General features: G+C 65.0%; 20 protein-coding genes and 1 pseudogene. 9 read left to right on the forward strand and 12 right to left on the reverse strand.

Annotated features, from left to right (window positions below):
* Positions 1-45: 45 nt before the first annotated feature.
* The 3 genes and pseudogenes from minE to minC form a co-directional block, all read right to left on the reverse strand.
* Positions 46-300 (reverse strand): cell division topological specificity factor MinE, encoded by a 255-nt coding sequence (minE, locus tag B4I46_RS16770; RefSeq protein WP_019693048.1) that lies wholly within the window; start codon positions 298-300, stop codon positions 46-48.
* A 3-nt stretch (positions 301-303) separates the two neighbouring features.
* Positions 304-1,109, reverse strand: a pseudogene (gene minD, locus B4I46_RS16775) (septum site-determining protein MinD).
* 98 nt (positions 1,110-1,207) lie between these two features.
* A complete protein-coding gene (minC, locus tag B4I46_RS16780; protein WP_370409160.1) occupies positions 1,208-1,960 on the reverse strand; it encodes a septum site-determining protein MinC in 753 nt (250 codons plus the stop codon).
* A 120-nt stretch (positions 1,961-2,080) separates the two neighbouring features.
* On the opposite strand from minC, the gene B4I46_RS16785 reads away from it, so the two are divergent.
* Positions 2,081-3,001, forward strand: coding sequence for a lipid A biosynthesis lauroyl acyltransferase (locus tag B4I46_RS16785; protein WP_043862646.1), 921 nt, complete (start codon positions 2,081-2,083; stop codon positions 2,999-3,001).
* A 114-nt stretch (positions 3,002-3,115) separates the two neighbouring features.
* Entirely contained in the window at positions 3,116-4,282 is a 1,167-nt protein-coding gene (locus B4I46_RS16790; protein ID WP_286901046.1) for a patatin-like phospholipase family protein, read from the forward strand.
* A gap of 3 nt (positions 4,283-4,285) precedes the next feature.
* On the opposite strand, the gene B4I46_RS16795 is transcribed toward B4I46_RS16790, so the two are convergent.
* Together B4I46_RS16795 and B4I46_RS16800 are read right to left on the reverse strand one after the other, a co-directional pair.
* Entirely contained in the window at positions 4,286-5,071 is a 786-nt protein-coding gene (locus B4I46_RS16795; protein ID WP_054915870.1) for an MlaA family lipoprotein, read from the reverse strand.
* Positions 5,064-6,362 (reverse strand): serine/threonine protein kinase, encoded by a 1,299-nt coding sequence (locus tag B4I46_RS16800; RefSeq protein ID WP_043862649.1) that lies wholly within the window; start codon positions 6,360-6,362, stop codon positions 5,064-5,066. The genes B4I46_RS16795 and B4I46_RS16800 overlap by 8 nt, the downstream gene beginning before the upstream one ends.
* 240 nt (positions 6,363-6,602) lie before the next feature.
* On the opposite strand from B4I46_RS16800, the gene B4I46_RS16805 reads away from it, so the two are divergent.
* Positions 6,603-6,965, forward strand: a complete 363-nt coding sequence (locus tag B4I46_RS16805) for a hypothetical protein (protein ID WP_286901047.1) — start codon at positions 6,603-6,605, stop codon at positions 6,963-6,965.
* Positions 6,966-7,056: 91 nt separating this feature from the next.
* Here B4I46_RS16805 and B4I46_RS16810 read toward each other — a convergent pair whose 3' ends face one another.
* Complete coding sequence (locus tag B4I46_RS16810; RefSeq protein WP_282361948.1) at positions 7,057-8,610, reverse strand: beta (1-6) glucans synthase; 1,554 nt, start codon at positions 8,608-8,610, stop codon at positions 7,057-7,059.
* Positions 8,611-8,786: 176 nt separating this feature from the next.
* Between B4I46_RS16810 and B4I46_RS16815 the strand changes: the two genes are divergently transcribed.
* From B4I46_RS16815 to B4I46_RS16825, 3 genes are all read left to right on the forward strand, one after another.
* Complete coding sequence (locus B4I46_RS16815; RefSeq protein ID WP_054915868.1) at positions 8,787-9,635, forward strand: glycine betaine ABC transporter substrate-binding protein; 849 nt, start codon at positions 8,787-8,789, stop codon at positions 9,633-9,635.
* Positions 9,636-9,826: 191 nt separating this feature from the next.
* Positions 9,827-10,138 (forward strand): DUF485 domain-containing protein, encoded by a 312-nt coding sequence (locus tag B4I46_RS16820; RefSeq protein ID WP_043862653.1) that lies wholly within the window; start codon positions 9,827-9,829, stop codon positions 10,136-10,138.
* The gene (locus B4I46_RS16825; RefSeq protein WP_043862654.1) at positions 10,135-11,793 is read left to right on the forward strand and encodes a cation acetate symporter; all 1,659 of its coding nucleotides are present in this window, start codon (positions 10,135-10,137) and stop codon (positions 11,791-11,793) included. Before B4I46_RS16820 ends, B4I46_RS16825 begins: the two co-directional genes overlap by 4 nt.
* Before the next feature lie 68 nt (positions 11,794-11,861).
* On the opposite strand, the gene B4I46_RS16830 is transcribed toward B4I46_RS16825, so the two are convergent.
* A complete protein-coding gene (locus B4I46_RS16830) occupies positions 11,862-12,014 on the reverse strand; it encodes a DUF3309 family protein (protein ID WP_010224169.1) in 153 nt (50 codons plus the stop codon).
* A 221-nt stretch (positions 12,015-12,235) separates the two neighbouring features.
* On the opposite strand from B4I46_RS16830, the gene B4I46_RS16835 reads away from it, so the two are divergent.
* From B4I46_RS16835 to csrA, 3 genes are all read left to right on the forward strand, one after another.
* The gene (locus B4I46_RS16835; protein WP_043862655.1) at positions 12,236-13,051 is read left to right on the forward strand and encodes an SDR family oxidoreductase; all 816 of its coding nucleotides are present in this window, start codon (positions 12,236-12,238) and stop codon (positions 13,049-13,051) included.
* Positions 13,052-13,099: 48 nt separating this feature from the next.
* Positions 13,100-13,432: a YnfA family protein gene (locus B4I46_RS16840; protein WP_054915866.1), complete on the forward strand. Its 333-nt coding sequence runs from the start codon at positions 13,100-13,102 to the stop codon at positions 13,430-13,432.
* A 125-nt stretch (positions 13,433-13,557) separates the two neighbouring features.
* Entirely contained in the window at positions 13,558-13,746 is a 189-nt protein-coding gene (gene csrA / locus B4I46_RS16845; RefSeq protein ID WP_043862657.1) for a carbon storage regulator CsrA, read from the forward strand.
* Here csrA and B4I46_RS16850 read toward each other — a convergent pair whose 3' ends face one another.
* The 5 genes from B4I46_RS16850 to mnmC all read right to left on the reverse strand — a co-directional run.
* A complete protein-coding gene (locus tag B4I46_RS16850) occupies positions 13,747-13,980 on the reverse strand; it encodes a YheU family protein (protein ID WP_043862658.1) in 234 nt (77 codons plus the stop codon).
* Between the two features lie 74 nt (positions 13,981-14,054).
* On the reverse strand, positions 14,055-15,239 hold the full coding sequence (locus B4I46_RS16855) for an osmoprotectant NAGGN system M42 family peptidase (RefSeq protein WP_043862659.1): 1,185 nt from the start codon (positions 15,237-15,239) through the stop codon (positions 14,055-14,057).
* 22 nt (positions 15,240-15,261) lie between these two features.
* A complete protein-coding gene (gene ngg / locus B4I46_RS16860) occupies positions 15,262-17,007 on the reverse strand; it encodes an N-acetylglutaminylglutamine synthetase (RefSeq protein ID WP_286901057.1) in 1,746 nt (581 codons plus the stop codon).
* A gap of 3 nt (positions 17,008-17,010) precedes the next feature.
* Complete coding sequence (locus B4I46_RS16865; RefSeq protein WP_043862661.1) at positions 17,011-18,798, reverse strand: N-acetylglutaminylglutamine amidotransferase; 1,788 nt, start codon at positions 18,796-18,798, stop codon at positions 17,011-17,013.
* 104 nt (positions 18,799-18,902) lie between these two features.
* Positions 18,903-19,851 (reverse strand): FAD-dependent 5-carboxymethylaminomethyl-2-thiouridine(34) oxidoreductase MnmC (gene mnmC, locus B4I46_RS16870; protein WP_286901059.1); only part of this gene is annotated, 949 nt, incomplete at its 5' end.

A 19,851-nucleotide genomic window follows, 5' to 3' on the forward strand; every position in this document is an offset into this window, starting at 1 on the left:
GCCCGGGCCCGGCCGCCGCCGTGGCAGGTTACCCCTGTGCGCCGATCAACGATCGGGCAGGGTGATATTGAGTTCCAGGATGGAGCAGCTGCCCTGGTTCTCCAGAGCGACGTGCACATCATCCGAGCCGATGTTGACGTACTTGCGGATCACCTCGACCAGTTCCTTCTGCAAGGCTGGCAGGTAGTCCGGAGTACTGCGCTGGCCGCGCTCGTGCGCCACGATGATCTGTAGACGCTCTTTCGCGACCGACGCGGTGCTTACTTTTTTGTTGGCACGAAAGAAGTCAAAAAGGTTCATTGGTCAGTTGCCTCCAAACAGGCGCTCGAAGAATCCCTTCTTCTGTACATCGAGGAACCGGTGTTCCACGGTTTTGCCCAGCAGGCGGTCGACGGTGTCGCTGTAGGCCTGGCCGGCATCGCTCTGGTCGTCGAGGATCACCGGCACACCCTGGTTGGATGCCTTGAGCACCGCCTGGGATTCGGGGATCACGCCCAGCAGCGCGACGGCGAGGATTTCCTTGACGTCCTCGACACCGAGCATTTCGCCCTTGCTCACGCGCTCTGGATGGTAGCGGGTGATCAGCAGGTGTTCCTTGATCGCGTCTTCGCCCTTCTCGGCGCGTCGCGATTTGCTGGCCAGCAGGCCCAGCATGCGGTCCGAGTCACGTACCGAGGAGACTTCCGGGTTGGTCACCACGATGGCTTCGTCGGCGAAGTACATGGCCAGGTGGGCGCCTTTCTCGATACCGGCCGGCGAGTCGCAGACCACGTATTCGAATTGCTCCTTGAGCTCCATCAGGACCCGCTCCACGCCTTCGAGCGTGAGCGCATCCTTGTCACGGGTCTGGCTGGCGGCCAGCACGTACAGGTTCNNTTGTCCTTGATCAGGGCCTGCTGCAGGTTGGCTTCGCCGTTGACCACGTTGACGAAGTCGTACACCACGCGGCGTTCGCAGCCCATGATCAGATCGAGGTTACGCAGGCCGACGTCGAAGTCGACGATGACCGTCTTGTGGCCGCGCAGTGCAAGGCCGGTACCGATAGCGGCGCTGGTGGTGGTCTTACCCACACCACCCTTGCCGGATGTAACCACTAGAATCTTGGCCAAGGTGTATCACCCCTAAAGAAAAAGGACGTTGAGGTCCCAGAAATATCCAAACCGGCAACATATGGAAAAGTTGCGCTGAAAATGGCGGCAAGTATCCGTTAAAGACGGGTGATGTTCAACACGTCACCGGACAGGCTGACCTGCACGTTGGCCCCCCACAACGGGTCGCGACGCAGGTCTTCGGCCACCTTGTACTGCCCGGCGATCGAGACCATTTCGGCGGTCAGCTGCTGACAGAAAATACGTGCCCTGGTATTGCCCTTGATACCGGCGAGGGCGCGACCGCGCATCGCGCCGTAAACATGGATGTTGCCATCGGCCAGAAGTTCCGCACCGGGGCTGACCGAAGCCAGTACCACCAGGTCGCCGCCCTGAGCATAGATCTGTTGGCCGCCACGCACCGGCGAGGTGATGATTTTTGTCGGTTTTACCGCAGGCTCCGGCGGCGGGGCCGGGGCCGGCTCTGGCTTGGGCGCCGGTGGCACCTCCACCGCAGGCTCCAGCGCACGTTCGCGGGCACCGGACGGCGGCAGCACCGGCAGGTCGATGGCAATGGCGGCGGCGATGTCCTCGATACGGCTGGCGCGAATGGCCAGGGTGCGCAGGCCATGGTGGCGGCATACGCGCATCAGCCCGGGCAGGTCGACCGCGCCTTCGCCGGCCGGCAGCTTGTCCAGCGCCAGCACCAGCGGGGTGTTGCTGAAGAAGTTGGGGGCCTGGGCGACTTTGGCCGCCAGTTGCCGATCGAGGCCTTCGAGGTCGTTCTGCGCAAGCTCGAGCACCGTGATGGCGAGCATGCTGCCCTTGAGCTGGAACACGGGGGCTTGGTCTGGCGTCTGGGTTTGGCTCATGGTTGGCATAAGGCAGCTTGTTACGAAAAAGTGCTCAGACTTATAACGAGAACGCCGGTTAGCCGCAACCCGCAGCGAACCGTTGTAGAATGCCCGGCCATCGTCTTTGCGGAATGTTTAATGGATCGCCCGCGTTTTCGCCTTTATTTTCTTCATCCACGCTTCTGGCCGCTGTGGCTGGGCCTGGCCCTGCTGTGGCTGATCGTGCAGCTGCCCTACCGGGCTTTGCTGGTGCTGGGCCGCCTGCTGGGCGCGTTGATGTACCGTGTTGCCGGTGACCGTCGACGCATTGCTGCGCGCAACCTGGAACTGTGTTTCCCCGAATTACCGTCTGTCGAACGAACCCGTCTGCTCAAGGAAAACTTCGCCTCCACCGGCATCGCCTTCTTCGAAATGGCCATGAGCTGGTGGTGGCCAAAGGCCCGGTTGGCGCGCCTGGCGCACATCGAGGGGCTGGAGCACCTGCAGGCGGCGCAGCGTGACGGGCAGGGGGCCATCCTGATGGCCCTGCACTTCACCACGCTGGAGATCGGTGCGGCGCTGCTGGGCCAGGAACACACCATCGACGGCATGTACCGCGAGCACAAGAACCCGTTGTTCGACTTCGTGCAGCGCCGCGGGCGCGAGCGGCACAACCTCGACTCGCTGGCCGTGGAGCGCGAGGACGTGCGCGGCATGCTCAAGCTGCTGCGCTCGGGGCGCGCCATCTGGTATGCGCCCGACCAGGACTACGGCGCCAAGCAGAGCGTGTTCGTGCCGCTGTTCGGGATCGAGGCGGCTACCGTGACCGCCACCACCAAGTTCGCCCGCCTGGGGCGGGCGCGGGTGATCCCGTTCACCCAGCAGCGCCTGGCGGACGGCAGTGGCTACCGGCTGGTGATCCATGCGCCGCTGCAGGATTTTCCGGGGGAGAGCGAAGAGGCCGACTGCCTGCGCATCAACCAGTGGATCGAGTCGGTGCTGCGCGAATGCCCCGAGCAGTACCTGTGGGCACACCGACGCTTCAAGTCGCGCCCGCCGGGGGCGCCCAAGCTGTACTAGGACGAATCGCGGTGTGGCTTTCGCCGGCAATGCCGGCTCCTACATAGGTGTGCGGTACCGGTAGGAGCCGGCCTTGCCGGCGAAGGCAGCGACACAGACTTCAGGGAGTACCCCATGCCAGCACCCCAACCGGTCACCGGCCTGATCCTCTCGGGCGGTGGCGCCCGTGCCGCCTACCAGGTCGGCGTGCTCGCCGGCATCGCCGACCTGCTGCCCGCCGGCGCCGGCAACCCGTTCCCGGTGATCGTCGGCACCTCGGCCGGGGCCATCAATGCGGTGACCCTGGCCAGCGGTGCGATGCATTTTGCCGACGCCATCCGCCGCCTCACCGGCTTCTGGCAGGGCTTTCGCAGCCACCAGGTACTGCGCAGCGACTGGCCCGGGGTGATCCGCCAGGCCAGCCGCTTCGTCGGCCACAGCTTGCTGGGCCTGGGGGCCCAGGTACCGGTGGCGCTGCTCGACAGCTCGCCGCTGCGCAAACTGCTCAACCAGCACCTGGACCTGGACGGCATCGGTCATGCCATCGACCAGCAGCACCTGCGCGCGGTGGCGGTGACCGCGTTCGGCTACGAGTCGGGCCAGGCGGTGACCTTCTACCAGGGCAAGGGCGCCATCGACCCGTGGCTGCGCCATCGACGCATCGGCATGCCGACCCGCCTGAGCGTCGAGCACCTGCTGGCCAGTTCGGCCATCCCGTTGCTGTTTGCGCCGATCAGGCTGGGCCACGAATTCTATGGTGACGGTGCGGTGCGCCAGTCGGCGCCGATCAGCCCGGCGCTGCACCTGGGCGCCAACCGCGTGCTGGTGGTGGGGGTCAGCGGCAACCCCCAGGGGCCGACGCCGGGTGATCCACGCGAGCGGGTGTTCAGCGGCAAGCAGCCGAGCCTGGCGCAGATCGGCGGGCACCTGCTCAACAGCACGTTCATCGACAGCCTGGAAGACGACCTGGAGCTGTTGCAGCGGCTCAACCACCTGAGCCACCTGCTGCCCAGCGACGTGCAGCCCCGGCGCCTGGGCCTGGCCCCGGTGGAGGTGCTGGTGGTTGCGCCCAGCCAGCCGCTGGACGAGATTGCCGCCCGCCATCGGCGTGAACTGCCCGCCGCGCTGCGCATGTTCCTGCGCGGCCCGGGGGCGACCAAGACCAGCGGCGCCGGGGTGCTCAGCTACCTGTTGTTCGAAGCCGGCTATTGCAGCGAACTGATCGAGCTGGGCCGGCGCGACGCGCTGACCAAGCAGGGCGAACTGTGCCACTTTCTCGGCCTGCCGCTGCCCCGGCCCTGAACGCTACTCGGCGATCTGCAGGCGGCGTGCCTCGGTGTACACGTAGCGCACCTTTTCATACTCGAACGGCGAGTTCAGCTGGCCGTAGCGAAAGCTGGTGGTATAGCGCTTGTCGATGGCGCGCAGTACCCAGACCTCCGGGTTGTCGCTGCTGACCTCGGCCATGTTGAGGAAGTTGATCCAGTTCTCGGCGCTGTAGTCCACCACCAGCCCGCCGGTGTCGCGCAGGTTCGACGGGCCCAGGATCGGCAGCATCAGGTACGGGCCGTCCGGCACGCCATAGAAGCCCAGGGTCTGGCCGAAGTCTTCGCTCTGGTGCGGCAGCCCCATCTTGGTCGCCGGGTCCCACAGGCCGGCGACGCCCAGGGTGGTGTTGAAGAGCAGGCGCGCGGTGATCTCCATCGAGCGCTTGCCCTTGAACTGCAGCAGGCTGTTGAGCAGGTTGGGCACATCGCCCAGGTTGCTGAAGAAGTTGCTGACCCCGGTGCGCACGAAGCTTGGGGTGATGTAGCGGTAGCCATTGACCACCGGCAGGAACACCCACTGGTCGAAGCGGTAGTTGAAGTGGTACAGCCGGCGGTTCACCGACTCGAACGGGTCGTAGACGTTCAGCGCGGTCAGGGTCGAACGCTCGAACTCGCGCTGGTCCAGGCCGGGGTTGAACTTGAGTTCCTTGAGCGGATCGGTGAAGCCGTCGGCTTCGATCACGCTGGCTCGCGCCGGGATCTCATCGGCCTGTACCAGGCCTGCGGCGAGCAACGCCGTCACGATCAGAAGTTTTTTAACCACGGAAAAACTCCAGCATCGCGTCGCTGTTGACGCGGTAATTGATATTGCCGCAGTGCCCGCCATGCGGGTACAGGGTCAGGCGGTCGCCAAAGGTGCTGCGCAGAAAGCCGATGTCGCCGGGGCCCAGGATCACATCGTCGGCGTTGTGCATCACGGCGATTTTCGGGCTGTTTTGCAGGTAGTCCTTGAGGGCATACAGGCTCACCTGGTCGATCAGCTGCAGCAGGCTGCCGCCATCGGTGCGCGCGCGCCACATGGGGATGACCTGCTCGGTCAGGTAGCAGTCGAAGTCGCATTGCAGCGCACGCTTGAAGAACGGCGTGAGGCTGCTGCCTTCGGTGATCGGGTACTTGGGCGGGGTGATCAGGCCGCGGCGGTTGATCAGGTCGGAGGTAAAGGCGATATCGGCGGACGAGAAGCGGAACGAGGTGCCGATCAGCATCGCCATCTGCTCGTTGCTCAGGTGCTGGCGCGACTGCTGGAAGTCGTAGAGCAGCGCGTCGTTGAGGTCGATGTAGCCTTTTTGCTGGAAGTAGCGGGTGAGCTTGGTCAGCACCAGTTCATAGAAGGTGGTGCTGTTGTTCACGCCCTTGACCTCGGTCTGCACCAGCTTGTCGAGGTTGCTGATCGAGGTGTAGAGGTTGACCGGCGGGTTGAGCAGCAGCACGCGCTTGAAGTTGAAGCTGCGCCGGGTTTCGTCCAGGTGGCTGACGAAGGCTGCGTCGAGGGCACCGAGGCTGTAGCCGGTGAGGTAGTACTCGCTGACAGGCAGGCGCGGGTGCTGGGCGCGCACGCCCTGCATCACCCGGTACAGGTCTTCGGCGTCTTCGGCGCTCACGCCCGGGGTGGCGAAGCGCGAGGCGGCGCTGATGAAGTCGAAGCTGGTGGGCGAGGACAGCTGCACCACGTGGTAGCCGGCCTTGTAGTAGAGGCGCTTGAGGTACTCGTTGAGGCTGCTGGTGTAGGGCGCGCCGGTACCGGCGATCAGGAAGATCAGCGGCGCCTCGTGGTCCTGTCGGGCCAGGCGATAGCGCAGCTTCTTGACCGCCCAGAAGTTGTCCGGAAGAGTGAACTCGCGTTCGGGGCGCAGGTTGAGGCTGTAGTCGGACTGATCGATGTCATCGTCGGTCGGCAGTTCGGGGCGCAGGTCGGGCGGTGTGGAGGCGATCGTCGCCTCGAAGGGATTGGTCAGCGGGTAGCCATAGGTGGCCGCATCGACATCCACCGCAGACGCGGCCGCACTCATCAAGAGGCCACCCAGCAGGGCAGCAAGGCGCAGTGATCGAAGCATGACGGATCCCCAGGAAAGGCAAGGCAAAGTGTGTACTGCAGGCTAGGACACTCGTGCTATCGGCAAAGTTGCCTTGTGCCCCGGCATTTACCGTCCCCGATGTTGCCGTGCGGGCCAGTGCCAGGGCAACAGCGGGTTTTGTTTCTTTGCTGATAAAAGTAGCTCAGGCCGCCGCTTTTGCCTTGCACAGGCCCGGTGGGGGATTATGCTGGGCGCCGTTTTCCTGTTTCCGGAGTTGTCATGTCCCGCCGTTTGCCGCTGATTGCCTTGCTTGTGTGCCTGTCGCTGTGGGCTGCGGCCTGCTATGGGGTGCGTTATGGCTTCATGGAGGATGTCAGGTGGGTCGGTGTGTGCAGCTCGCCCCAGGTGAGCTGGGAGTGCCAGTTGCGCGCCACGCTGGGCCTGGTGATCCACTTGCGGGTGCTGGGCTGGGTCGCCCTGGGGTTGGCCGTGGTGGCGACGCTGGTGCCGCGCCGGGCCGGCTGGTGGCTGGCGGTGCTGTCACTGGTGTTCGGGCTGCCGGCACTGGCGCTGTACACCGTGAGCCTGGCGGCGTTCGCGCTGGTGCTGGCGGGGTTGCGGCTGGTGCGGCGCACGGCCTGAGGCTCACGCTGTATCGTTCGCCGGCAAGGCCGGCGCCTAACGGGTTCAACGCCTCCCTGCAGAGCCGGCCTTGCCGTCGAAGAGCCGACGCTCAGCCCTGCCTGATCCGCAGGCAGCGCCACAGCGCCGCGGCCATCAGCGCGCTCACCAGGGCCCACACCAGCGCCTGCTGGCTGCTCAAGCCCTCGATGAACAGCTGCGGCGCAATCCCGGCGCCGACGATGAAGGTCAGCAAGGCCACCTCGGCGCGCGCTACCCGCACCGGTCGCAGCAGGTACACCACCGCCGGCAGCACCAGCGCCGGGCTCGGGAAGCTGCGGTAGCGCGGGTCGAACACCAGCGCCAGCATGCTCACCGCCGCCGCGAAGCCGGCCGCCATCACCCACCAGCCAGCACGCGCCTGCAGCCAGGCGAACAGGCGCTCACGCCAGCCACTGCGCTGTGCCAGCGCCAGCGCGCCATGGGCCAGTACCACCAGGTTGAGCCCCGCCAGCAGCACGGCCCACAACCACTCGCCAACGAAGCGGCTGTTGACCCGTACCAGCTCGCCCCACAACCCCAGGCTGGCGGCCCCCAGTGCGGCCAGCAAGGGCAGCGCCAGGGCGCCACGCACGCCGCGCACCGGCCCGGCCAGGGCCAGGGTGGCGGCGAACAGCAGCACGCCGATACCCAGCCACTGCGGCCAGAACGGCAGGTTGCTCACCGGGCCTTCGAGTATGCCCTTGTCCTGCCGGTCGGCATCGTACAGCCCCCAGTAACCGCCCACCGCGCCTTCGCTGGCGCGCTTCCACGGCTGGTCGAAGGCTTCGATCAGGTTGTAATGCCAGCCATTCTGCTCGGCCATGGCGACGAACCCGCGAATGAAGCGCGCTTCGTTGACCCGGCTGGGCAGGGCGGTCTCGCGCTGGCGCCCTTCGCTGGGCCAGCCGGTTTCGCCGATCATCACGTCCTTGGGCGCGAAGCGGTTGCCGAACACCTGGCGGATCTCGCCAACGTGGGCCAGCGCTTCGTCGATGCCCTTGGGATCATCTTCCCAGTAGGGCAGCAGGTGAATGGTCACGAAGTCCACCTGCGGCGCGATCTGTGGGTGCTGCAGCCAGAACTCCCACACGTCGGCGTAGGTCACCGGTACCTGCACCTGGCTTTTCACCTGGTGGATCAGATCGGCCAGGTGATCGCCCGTCACTTCCTTGCGCAACAGCACCTCGTTGCCCACGATCACGGCGCGGGTGATGTCCGGGTTGGCATTGGCGGTGGCGATCAGGGCCTTGATCTCCTTGGCCGTGACCAGCGGGTCGGCACTCACCCAGGCCCCGAACATCACCTTCAGGCCGTACTTGCGCGCCAGCTGCGGGATCGCTTCCAGGCCCGTCATCGAGTAGGTGCGGATGCATTCGAAGCGCTGTGCAAGCAGGGCGAGGTCAGCCTCCACGCGCTCCGGGCGCAGGCTGAAGGGCTGGTCGAACGGCGACTGGTCCTTGTCGAAGGGCGTGTAGGAGACACATTGCAGCTTGTGCGTGGGGCTGGCGGCGTCCGGCAGCGATACCGGCTTGCCGAGCCCGTACCAGAGCCCGCCCAACGCGAACAGGCCAAGCAGGCAGGCAAACAGGTAGGGCAGCAGCGGGAAGCGGGCAGTCGAGGGCATGGCGCGGACCGGTCAGGAAACAAAGCCGCCAATACTACCTGCAAATGCCGGCCGGTAGCGGGCCTGGCTGGCGTTGTGATGTCGTTTCTCGATGTTTCGACGTCGCTGACAGAGCAGGTTGGCCGCCAGTGGCGGTTGATGATGCAGGTTCCGTGACGTGACGAGGGGATGCCTTGATGAAAATGCGACGACTCCTGGGGGCGGGCACTGCCCTGATACTGGCCATGGGCACCAGCCTGGCCATGGCCAAGGAAGTAAGCATCGGCTACGTCGATGGGTGGTCCGACAGCGTGGCGACCACCCATGTGGCGGCCGAGGTGATCAAGCAGAAGCTCGGTTATGACGTCAAGCTGATGCCGGTGGCCACCGGCATCATGTGGCAGGGGGTGGCCACCGGAAAGCTCGATGCGATGCTGTCGGCCTGGCTGCCGGTGACCCATGGCGAATACTGGGCCAAGAACAAGGACAACGTGGTCGACTACGGCCCCAACTTCAAGGACGCCAGGATTGGCCTGATCGTGCCCGAATACGTCAAGGCGCAGTCGATCGCCGACCTCGGAAGCGATGCCGGCTTCAAGAAGAAGATCGTCGGCATCGACGCCGGGTCCGGGGTGATGCTCAAGACCGACCAGGCGATCAAGGACTACGACCTTGCCGGCTACAAGCTGCAGGCCAGCTCCGGCGCTGCCATGACCTCTGAACTGGGGCGCGCCTACGCCAAGCAGCAGCCCATCGTGGTCACCGGCTGGGTGCCGCACTGGATGTTCGCCAAGTGGAAGCTGCGTTTTCTCGAAGACCCCAAAGGCGTGTACGGCGCCGCCGAGACGGTCAACAGCATCGGCAGCAAGGAACTCGATACGAAGGCGCCGGAAGTCGCAGCGTTCCTGAAGAAGTTCTCGTGGCAATCCAAGGACGAGATCGGCGAAGTCATGCTGGCCATCCAGGAAGGCGCAAAGCCGGACGCTGCGGCGAAGGAGTGGGTCGCCAAGCACCCCGAGCGGGTCGCCGAGTGGACCGCAAAATAATGGCCTAAGGCCTCTATCTGGCACCTTCCAGGGCCGCGCGGTGTTTTGCCACCGCGCGGCCCTTTGCATGGGCGGCTGTTACGTAGCCGGTAAAAGAGTTTTACATCTAAGACTAAGGTCGTCTGGAGTGCGTCCCAAGGCAGCATAAAGTGGCGTGGTACTACCCAATCTGTGCTGCGAGGACAAAAACAATGAACGACAGCATTTATCTCTCGATACAAAACAGCCCGCGGTTCAAGGAGCTGGTTTCAAAACGTGAACGCTTCGCCTGGATTCTCTCGGCGATCATGCTCGGCCTCTACGCCGCCTTTATCCTGTTGATTGCCTACGGCCCGCAGATTCTGGGTGCCAAGCTCAGCCCCGGCTCCTCGATTACCTGGGGTATCCCGCTGGGTGTGGGTCTGATCGTTTCGGCTTTCGTGCTGACCGGCATCTACGTACGTCGTGCCAATGGTGAGTTCGACGAGCTGAACAACGCGATCCTGAAGGAGGCTCAGCAATGATCCGGCGTCTACTGGCAACACTGGCCTTTGGCGCTTTCGCGCCTGCCGTCTGGGCCGCCGACGCCCTGACCGGCGAGGTGCACAAACAACCCCTGAACGTCTCGGCGATCCTGATGTTCGTCGCCTTCGTCGGTGCCACCCTGTGCATCACCTACTGGGCTTCCAAGCGCAACAAGTCCGCTTCTGACTACTACGCCGCAGGCGGGCGAATCACGGGCTTCCAGAACGGCCTGGCGATTGCCGGCGACTACATGTCGGCAGCCTCCTTCCTGGGTATTTCCGCACTGGTATACACCTCCGGCTACGATGGCCTGATCTACTCGATCGGCTTCCTGGTGGGCTGGCCGATCATTCTGTTCCTGATCGCCGAACGCCTGCGCAACCTGGGCAAGTACACCTTTGCCGACGTGGCCTCGTATCGCCTCGGGCAAAAGCAGATCCGCACCCTGTCGGCCTCCGGCTCGCTGGTGGTGGTGGCGTTCTACCTGATCGCGCAGATGGTCGGCGCCGGCAAGCTGATCCAGCTGCTGTTCGGCCTGGACTACCACGTGGCGGTCATCTTGGTGGGTATCCTGATGTGCATGTACGTGCTGTTCGGCGGCATGCTCGCAACCACCTGGGTACAGATCATCAAGGCGGTGCTGCTGCTGTCCGGTGCCAGCTTCATGGCGCTGATGGTGATGAAGCACGTCAACTTCGACTTCAATGCGCTGTTCTCCGAGGCGATCAAGGTTCACCCCAAGGGTGAGGCGATCATGAGCCCGGGCGGCCTGGTCAAAGACCCGATCTCCGCGTTCTCGCTGGGCCTGGCGCTGATGTTCGGTACCGCTGGCCTGCCGCACATCCTGATGCGCTTCTTCACCGTGAGCGACGCCAAGGAAGCGCGCAAGAGCGTGCTGTATGCAACCGGCTTCATCGGCTACTTCTACATCCTGACCTTCATCATCGGCTTCGGCGCGATCCTGCTGGTCAGCACCAACCCGGACTTCAAGGACGCAGCAGGCGCCTTGCTGGGCGGCAACAACATGGCTGCGGTGCACCTGGCCGACGCCGTGGGCGGCAGCATCTTCCTGGGCTTCATCTCGGCAGTGGCCTTCGCCACCATCCTGGCAGTGGTTGCCGGCCTGACCCTGGCCGGTGCCTCGGCGGTGTCCCATGACCTGTATGCCAGCGTATGGCGCAAGGGCAAGGTCAACGACAAGGACGAGATCCGCGTGTCGAAGATCACCACCGTCGCACTGGGTGTGCTGGCCATCGGCCTGGGTATCCTGTTCGAAAGCCAGAACATCGCGTTCATGGTCGGCCTGGCGTTCTCGATCGCGGCCAGCTGCAACTTCCCGGTACTGCTGCTTTCGATGTACTGGAAGAAGCTGACCACCCGTGGCGCCATGATCGGCGGCTGGATGGGGCTGGTAAGTGCGGTGGGCCTGATGGTGCTCGGTCCGACCATCTGGGTGCAGATCCTGGGTCACGAGAAAGCCATCTACCCGTATGAGTACCCGGCGCTGTTCTCGATGCTGATTGCCTTTGCCGGTATCTGGTTCTTCTCGGTTACCGACAAGTCCAAGGCAGCGGATGACGAGCGTGCGCTGTTCTTCCCGCAGTTTGTCCGGTCGCAAACCGGCCTGGGGGCAAGCGGTGCTGTTTCGCACTGAGTTCTGAGCAATAAAAAAACGGCCTTCGGGCCGTTTTTTTATGTGGGGGCCATTGCACCCCCGGGTTTCTATATCTTGCCGAGCAACAACAGGATCAACAGGATGATCAGCACGGTACCAATGATGCCGGACGGGCCGTAGCCCCAACTTCTGGAGTGCGGGAAAACGGGTAAGCCACCGATCAACAGCAAAATCAGGATGATGATAAGTATGGTGCCCATGGCAGAGTCCTTTTGTTGAGTACGGTAATCAGCGTATGCAGTTGCGATCCATCTCTTCGGTCATGACGTTCATGTCCGCCTGTTAATTCGGACTCCCACAGGCAACTAAAAGTTTAGTTCGATATGTGTTTGCCCGCGCCATTCAGCATCCTGATACAGCGTGGGCGTCGCTGCACCCTTCGCTACACTGGCCTTCAACTTCAGGAACAAGGCATCCGGCTATGCAAAACCGCATGATGATCACTGGCGCCGGGTCCGGCCTTGGCCGCGAGATTGCCCTGCGCTGGGCCCGCGAGGGTTGGCAACTGGCCCTGAGCGACATCGGCGAGGCCGGCCTGCAGCAGACCCTCGCGCTGGTGCGCGAGGCGGGCGGCGAGGGCTTCGTCCAGCGTTGCGACGTGCGCGACTACAGCCAGCTCACCGCCCTGGCCCAGGCCTGCGAAGAAAAGCTCGGCGGCATCGATGTGATCGTCAACAACGCCGGGGTGGCGTCGGGCGGTTTTTTTGCCGAGCTGTCGCTGGAAGACTGGGACTGGCAGATCGCGATCAACCTGATGGGCGTGGTCAAGGGCTGCAAGGCGTTCCTGCCGCTGCTCGAACGCAGCAAGGGCCGCATCATCAACATCGCGTCCATGGCGGCGCTGATGCAGGGGCCGGCCATGAGCAACTACAACGTGGCCAAGGCCGGGGTGGTGGCGCTGTCCGAAAGCCTGCTGGTGGAGCTGCGCCAGCAACAGGTGGCGGTGCATGTGGTGTGCCCGTCGTTCTTCCAGACCAACCTGCTGGATTCGTTCCGCGGCCCCACCCCGGCAATGAAGGCCCAGGTGGGCAAACTGCTGGAAAGCTCGCCGATCAGCGCCAGCGACATTGCCGGCTATATCTACGAGGGGGTGGCGCGCGGTGACTTCATGATTCTGCCCCACGAGCAGGGGCGCCTGGCCTGGCAGCTCAAGCAGCGCGACCCGCAGGCGCTGTATGACGAAATGGCCGAGATGGCCGTGCGAATGCGTGCCAAGGGGCGTCAGACGCAGGCGTAGGCTGTTCGCTACGGTATGCTAGGCGCTTTTGCGCGGGTAGCAGCGGACGTGATGAATTATGTGTGGTTCTTTCTGGCGGCGGTGTTCGAGATCGCCGGCTGTTATGCCTTCTACATGTGGCTGCGGCTGGGCAAGAGCGGCTGGTGGATCGCCCCCGCGCTGCTAAGCCTGACCCTGTTCGGCCTGCTGCTGACCCGCGTCGAGGCGGCCTACGCCGGGCGCGCCTACGCCGCCTATGGCGGCATCTATATCGTCACTTCGCTGCTGTGGCTGGCGGTGGTGGAGCGTGCCCGGCCGATGGGCAGCGACTGGCTCGGTGCGCTGCTGTGCGTGATCGGCGCCACCATCATCGTGATCGGACCACGTCTGCAAAACAGCTGAGCGGGTAGGATCTTGTAGGCAAATTCCCGCAAAGTTGTGGGAATTGTCTATTTGCCTGTCAGAGCGTTGAACCGTTTCAGCACCCGGTTCAGTCTTCACTCTCCCCTGATGTGGAGGAATGGAGAATGCTGGTCATAGGGCGCGAAGTCGGCGAGGTCATCACCATCGATGACGACATCAAGATCAAGGTGCTGTCGGTAGACGGCAACACGGTGCGTTTCGGCATCTGCGCACCACGCGATGTGGAGGTGCACCGTGCAGAAATCTATCGGCGTATCGCCGAGCAACTGGGCAAGGGCGGCCTGGGCGCCTGATCACTGATCGTCGAGCAGCTCGCGGGGCACTTCATGCCTGGCGAGCAGTTGGCACTGCTGGCTGTCCAGGTCGAACAGGATCACCGCCTGCCCCTTGGCCAGCGCCTGGCGCACGCGCAGTACACGGGTTTCCAGCGGGGTGTCGTCGCCATTGTCGGTACCGTCGCGGGTGACGAAGTCTTCGATCAGGCGGGTGAGGGTGTCGGCTTCGAGCTGGTCGTAGGGTATCAACATAAATAAAGCTACAGAATCAGGAAAGGTTTCGCACATGCTACGCGAAACCTTTCCTGCATGTGGCCTGCATGTGGCTAGCCTTTTTGGCCAACCAGGCTGTCCACCGCCGGTACGCGGGTATCACTTTCCATTTGTGCGTCGTGTTCCAGCTGGTGGCTGAAGCTTTCCAGCGAACTGCCGGTGGGCTTGGAGTCGCTGGCGAACACCGGCGGGCTGAGCAGGTAGGCGCTGAGCAGGCGGCTGAGGGCAGCCAGGCTGTCGATATGGGTGCGCTCGTAGCCGTGGGTGGCGTCGCAGCCGAACGCCAGCAGCGCGGTACGGATGTCATGCCCGGCGGTGATCGCCGAATGCGCGTCGCTGAAGTAGTAGCGGAACAGGTCGCGGCGCACCGGCAGGTTGTGCTCGCGGCCCAGGCTCAGCAGGTGGCGCGACAGGTGGTAGTCGTAGGGGCCGGCGGAGTCCTGCATGGCCACGCTGACCGCGTGTTCGCTGGAGTGCTGGCCGGGGGCGACCGGGGCGATGTCGATGCCGACGAATTCGCTGACGTCCCACGGCAATGCGGCGGCGGCCCCCGAGCCGGTTTCTTCGGTGATGGTGAACAGCGGATGGCAGTCGATCTGTGGCTGGATGCCGCTTTCGACGATGGCCTTGAGCGAGGCCAGCAGCGCCGCGACGCCGGCCTTGTCGTCCAGGTGACGGGCGCTGATATGGCCGCTTTCGGTGAACTCGGGCAACGGGTCGAAGGCCACGAAGTCACCGATGCCGATGCCCAGGGTTTCACAGTCGGCGCGGGTGGTGCAGTAGGCATCCAGGCGCAGCTCGACGTGCTCCCAGCTCACCGGCATCTGGTCGACCGCGGTATTGAAGGCGTGCCCGCTGGCCATCAGCGGCAGCACGCTGCCGCGAAACACGCCGGTGTCGGTGAACACGCTGACCCGGCTGCCCTCGGCGAAACGGCTCGACCAGCAGCCGACCGGGGCCAGGCCCAGGCGGCCGTTGTCCTGCAAGGTGCGCACGCTGGCGCCGATGGTGTCCAGGTGCGCCGAAACGGCGCGGTCGGGCGAGCTCTTGCGGCCCTTGAGGGTGGCGCGGATGGTGCCGCGCCGGGTCAGCTCGAAGGGGATACCCAGTTCTTCCAGGCGCTCGGCCACGTAGCGCACGATGGTGTCGGTGAAGCCGGTGGGGCTGGGGATGGCGAGCATTTCCAGCAGGACCTTCTGCAGATAGGTCAGGTCCGGTTCGGGCAATTGATCAGGCATGCGGACTCCTCGTGGGGCGTTGTCACGGCACCGGCCGGCTGTGCGGGAACAGCAGGTCGACGAAGCGTTCGGCAGTGGGTTGGGGTTCGTGGTTGGCCAGGCCCACCCGTTCATTGGCTTCGATGAGCACGTAGTCGGGCTGGTCGGCGGCCTTGACCATCAGGTCCAGGCCGACCACCGGAATGTCCAGGGCGCGGGCGGCCCGCACGGCGGCATCCACCAGGGTCGGGTGCAGGCGTGCGGTGACGTCTTCCAGGCAGCCGCCGGTGTGCAGGTTGGCGGTACGCCGCACTGCCAGGCGCTGGCCGGCGGGCAGAATGGTGTCGTAGTCGACCCCGGCGGCGTGCAGGGTGCGCTGGGTCTCGGCGTCGAGCGGGATCTTGCTTTCGCCACCGGTGGCGGCCTGGCGCCTGCGGCTCTGGGCTTCGATCAGCGCACCGATGGCGTGCTGGCCGTCGCCGACGATCGAGGCCGGGTGACGAATCGCGGCGGCCACCACCTCGTAGCCGATGACCACGATGCGCAGGTCCAGCCCTTCATGAAAGCTTTCCAGCAACACGCGGCTGTCGTACTGGCGCGCGTGCTCGATGGCGGCGTCCAGGTCTTGCAGGCAGGTCAGGTTGACCGCCACGCCGTTGCCCTGTTCGCCATCCAGCGGCTTGACCACCACCGCGCCGTGGTCTTCCAGAAAGGCCAGGTTGTCGGCGGCGTTGCCCGCCAGCTGTTGCGCCGGCAGGCTCAGGCCGGCGGCTTCGAGTACCTTGTGGGTCAGGCTCTTGTCCTGGCACAGGGTCATGCTCACGGCGGTGGTCAGGTCGCTGAGCGACTCGCGGCAGCGCACCCGGCGTCCGCCGTGGTTGAGGGTGAACAGCCCGGCGGTGGCATCGTCCACCTGCACATCGATGCCGCGCTTGTAGGCTTCCTCGACGATGATCCGCGCATAGGGGTTGAGCCCGGCCTCCGGCCCCGGCCCCAGGAACAGCGGCTGGTTGATGCCGTTCTTGCGTTTGACCGCGAAGGTGGGCAGGGTGCGAAAGCCCAGCTTGGCGTACAGCCGCTTGGCCTGGCGATTGTCGTGCAGCACCGACAGGTCGAGGTGGCTCAGCCCGCGGCTCATGAAGTGTTCGATCAGGTGGCGTACCAGTACTTCGCCGACCCCGGGCCGGGTGCAGTTGGGGTCCACGGCCAGGCACCACAGGCTGCTGCCGTGCTCCGGGTCGTCGAAGGCCTTTTGATGATTCAGGCCCATCACGCTGCCGATCACCGCACCGTTGTCCTCGTCTTCGGCCAGCCAGTACACCGGGCCGCCCTGGTGGCGCGGAGTGATCAGCGCCGGGTCGACCGGCAGCATGCCACGGGCCACGTACAGCTCGTTGATGGCTGCCCAGTCGCTGTCGCTCTGTGCGCGGCGGATACGAAAGCCGCGAAACACTCGCTGCGCCTGGCGGTAGTCGCTGAACCACAGGCGCAAGGTGTCGGAGGGGTCGAGAAACAGCTGTTGCGGCGCCTGGGCCAGTACCTGCTGGGGGGCGGCCACGTACAGCGCGATATCGCGCTCGCCGGGCTGCTCCTTGGCCAGGGCCGCCGCCAGGCTGGCCGGGTCGGGGTAGGTGTGGCCGATCAGCAGCCGGCCCCAGCCGCAATGCAACCAGCGCGGCTGGTCGTGCGGGTCGCTGCCGTCGCCGGCCAGTTGCGCCTGCAGGCGTTCATAGGACGGCACCTGGCCGCGCAGCAGGCGCTGGCCATAGGGTGAGGCATGGGCTTTCATCGATCAGATTCCTTGTTCGCTGAGCCACAGGTTCAGCGCGGCCAGTTGCCACAGCTTGGAGCCGCGCAGCGGCGTCAGTTGCCCATGCGGGTCGCTGAGCAGGCGGTCGAGCATGGCCGGGTTGAACAGGCCGCGGTCCTGGCTTGGGTCCAGCAGCAGCTCGCGTACCCAGTCCAGGGTGGCGCCTTGCAGGTGCTTGAGGCCCGGTACCGGGAAGTAGCCCTTCTTGCGGTCGATGACTTCACTGGGGATGACCAGTCGCGCGGCTTCCTTGAGCACCTGCTTGCCGCCATCGGGCAGCTTGAACTGGGCCGGCACCCGCGCCGACAGCTCCACCAGCCGGTAGTCGAGGAACGGCGTGCGAGCCTCCAGGCCCCAGGCCATGGTCATGTTATCGACCCGTTTGACCGGGTCGTCGACCAGCATCACCGTGCTGTCCAGGCGCAGGGCCTTGTCGACTGCCGCGCTGGCGCCGGGCTGGGCGAAGTGCTGGCGCACGAAGTCGCCGGCGGCGTCATTGCCCAGCAGCCAGGCCGGCTGCACGGTGTCGCGGTACTCGTCGTAGCTGCGGTCGAAGAAGGCCTCGCGGTAGGCCGCGTACGGGTCCTTGGCGCCGTCCACCTGCGGGTACCAGTGGTAGCCGGCGAACAGCTCGTCGGCACCCTGGCCGCTCTGCACCACCTTGCAATGCTTGGCCACTTCCCGAGAGAGCAGGTAGAAGGCGATGCAGTCGTGGCTGACCATCGGCTCGCTCATGGCGCGGAACGCGGCCGGCAGTTGCTCGATGATTTCGCGCTCGTCGATGCGCAACTGGTGGTGGCGTGTGCCGTAGTGCTTGGCGATCAGGTCCGAATACTGGAACTCGTCGCCACGTTCGCCGCCGGCATCTTCAAAGCCTATGGAAAAGGTCGACAGGTCCTCGACCCCGACTTCGCGCAGCAGGCCGACCAGCAGGCTGGAGTCGACGCCGCCCGAGAGCAGCACGCCGACATCCACGGCCGCGCGCTGACGGATTGCAACGGCTTCGCGGGTGCTGTCGAGCACGCGGTCGCGCCAGTCTTCCAGGGTCAGGTGCTGTTCATCGGTGCGTGGGCCGTAGTGCAGGTTCCACCACACGTGCTGCTCGGCGCGGCCCTGGGCGTCGATGCGCATCCAGGTGGCCGGTGGCAGCTTTTCGATGTTCGCCAGCAGGGTCCGCGGGGCGGGTACCACGGCGTGGAAGTTCAGGTAGTGGTTGAGTGCCACCGGGTCGAGCACCGGGTTGATGTCGCCGCCCTTGAGCAGGGCCGGCAGGCTCGATGCGAAGCGCAGGCGTTCGCCGGTGCGCGACAGGTACAGCGGCTTGACCCCCAGGCGGTCGCGGGCGAGGAACAGCTGCTGGCTGTCACGTTCCCAGATCGCCAGGGCGAACATGCCGTTCAGGCGCGGCAGCAGATCGGCGCCCCAGGCGTGGTAGCCCTTGAGCAGCACTTCGGTGTCGCCGTCCGAGTAGAAGGCATAGCCCAGGCTTTCGAGTTCGGCGCGCAGTTCGGGGAAGTTGTAGATGGCGCCGTTGAATGCCAGCGACAGGCCCAGCTGGCTGTCGATCATGGGCTGGGCCGAGCCGTCGGACAGGTCCATGATCTTCAGGCGCCGATGGCCCAGGGCGATGGGCCCCTGGCTATGGAAGCCCCAGGCATCCGGGCCGCGGGGCGCCAGGTGATGGGTCATCCGTTCGACCGCGGCCAGGTCCGCCGGGCGTGGTGTGTTGGCTACAGGGGTGAAACGAAACTCTCCAGCTAATCCGCACATAAGTCCTTACCGGTTTTTCCGTTGGGGAAGGTGCCCTGAATTCGGGCACATAGGAACTGACCGGTGCGGATCCTGTGAGTTTTAGATCAATCTGTTATAAGCCTTCAGCCTTGCTTGCCCTTGCCGCGTATCAGTTCGCGCAACATGAAACGATTCGGGTGGCAGGCCTCGGCCACGTCGCGCGGCACCGGCAAGGGTGCGTTGTCGACCCAGGCGGCGATCAGTTCACCCGCCAGAGGCGCGGTGATCAGACCGCGCGAACCATGGCCGCTGTTCACATACAGGCCCGCCAGCCAGGGGCACGAACTGTCCGGCAGCTGTCGCGCGTCCTTGCCGAGCACGGCATACGCCTGGTTGAACGCCGCCTTGTCGGCCAACGGGCCGACGATCGGCAGGTAGTCGGGGCTGGTGCAGCGAAACGCCGCGCGGCCCTGCAGGCTGGCAGGTTCCAGCTCGGCAGCGCCAAGGCGTTCTGCCAGGTCGCCGGAGATTTCCCGCAGCAGCTCCAGGTTGCTCGCATGTTCGGCAGCGGTGGGGGCGAGGTCGGTGCTGTGGAAGTCGAAGCTCGCCCCCAGGGTGTGTTCGCCCAGGCGCGGCGGCGCGACGTAACCGTCGGCGCACACCACGGTGCCAAGCGCGCGGCTGGCGTTGGTGGCCGGCAGGCGGGTGATCTGCCCGCGGATGCGCTTGAGCGGCAGCTCGGCGCACGGCTCGAAACGATGGATGTCCGCTGCGCTGGCCAGCACCACCAGCGGCGCGCTGGCCAGCAGGCGCTCGCCGTCCCATGCCTGCCACAAGCCGTCGACCTTGCGCAGCTGTACCACGTCATGGTGGGGCAGCAGGGTGATGTTCGGTTGCCCGGCCTGCCATTGGCACAGCGCGGGCGGATGCACCCAGCCGCCCTCGGGGTAGTACAGACCGCCACTGGGCAGGCCGACCCCGGCCACGGCTTCGGCCTGCGGCTGGTCGAGGCGCTGCAGCAGGGTGTCGCTGAACGCCTGGTCGAGCTTGATCTGGCGCTGGTCTTCCTTGTCGTCGAAGGCCAGTTGCAGC

The organism is Pseudomonas sp. UBA7500 (genome assembly GCF_002478435.1).
In the GTDB taxonomy this organism is placed as follows: Bacteria; Pseudomonadota; Gammaproteobacteria; order Pseudomonadales; family Pseudomonadaceae; genus Aquipseudomonas; species Aquipseudomonas palmensis.

Bases quoted from the DNA above. Each gene is read 5' to 3' on its own strand.
- B4I46_RS16785 (WP_043862646.1), top strand. From the start codon at position 2,081: ATGGATCGCCCGCGTTTTCGCCTTTATTTTCTTCATCCACGCTTCTGG.
- B4I46_RS16855 (WP_043862659.1), bottom strand. From the start codon at position 15,239: ATGCCTGATCAATTGCCCGAACCGGACCTGACCTATCTGCAGAAGGTC.
- B4I46_RS16805 (WP_286901047.1), top strand. From the start codon at position 6,603: ATGTCCCGCCGTTTGCCGCTGATTGCCTTGCTTGTGTGCCTGTCGCTG.
- csrA (WP_043862657.1), top strand. From the start codon at position 13,558: ATGCTGGTCATAGGGCGCGAAGTCGGCGAGGTCATCACCATCGATGAC.
- minC (WP_370409160.1), bottom strand. From the start codon at position 1,960: ATGAGCCAAACCCAGACGCCAGACCAAGCCCCCGTGTTCCAGCTCAAG.
- B4I46_RS16800 (WP_043862649.1), bottom strand. From the start codon at position 6,362: ATGCTTCGATCACTGCGCCTTGCTGCCCTGCTGGGTGGCCTCTTGATG.
- B4I46_RS16850 (WP_043862658.1), bottom strand. From the start codon at position 13,980: ATGTTGATACCCTACGACCAGCTCGAAGCCGACACCCTCACCCGCCTG.
- B4I46_RS16790 (WP_286901046.1), top strand. From the start codon at position 3,116: ATGCCAGCACCCCAACCGGTCACCGGCCTGATCCTCTCGGGCGGTGGC.
- B4I46_RS16810 (WP_282361948.1), bottom strand. From the start codon at position 8,610: ATGCCCTCGACTGCCCGCTTCCCGCTGCTGCCCTACCTGTTTGCCTGC.
- B4I46_RS16825 (WP_043862654.1), top strand. From the start codon at position 10,135: ATGATCCGGCGTCTACTGGCAACACTGGCCTTTGGCGCTTTCGCGCCT.
- B4I46_RS16820 (WP_043862653.1), top strand. From the start codon at position 9,827: ATGAACGACAGCATTTATCTCTCGATACAAAACAGCCCGCGGTTCAAG.
- B4I46_RS16835 (WP_043862655.1), top strand. From the start codon at position 12,236: ATGCAAAACCGCATGATGATCACTGGCGCCGGGTCCGGCCTTGGCCGC.
- B4I46_RS16830 (WP_010224169.1), bottom strand. From the start codon at position 12,014: ATGGGCACCATACTTATCATCATCCTGATTTTGCTGTTGATCGGTGGC.
- ngg (WP_286901057.1), bottom strand. From the start codon at position 17,007: ATGAAAGCCCATGCCTCACCCTATGGCCAGCGCCTGCTGCGCGGCCAG.
- B4I46_RS16815 (WP_054915868.1), top strand. From the start codon at position 8,787: ATGAAAATGCGACGACTCCTGGGGGCGGGCACTGCCCTGATACTGGCC.
- B4I46_RS16865 (WP_043862661.1), bottom strand. From the start codon at position 18,798: ATGTGCGGATTAGCTGGAGAGTTTCGTTTCACCCCTGTAGCCAACACA.
- minE (WP_019693048.1), bottom strand. From the start codon at position 300: ATGAACCTTTTTGACTTCTTTCGTGCCAACAAAAAAGTAAGCACCGCG.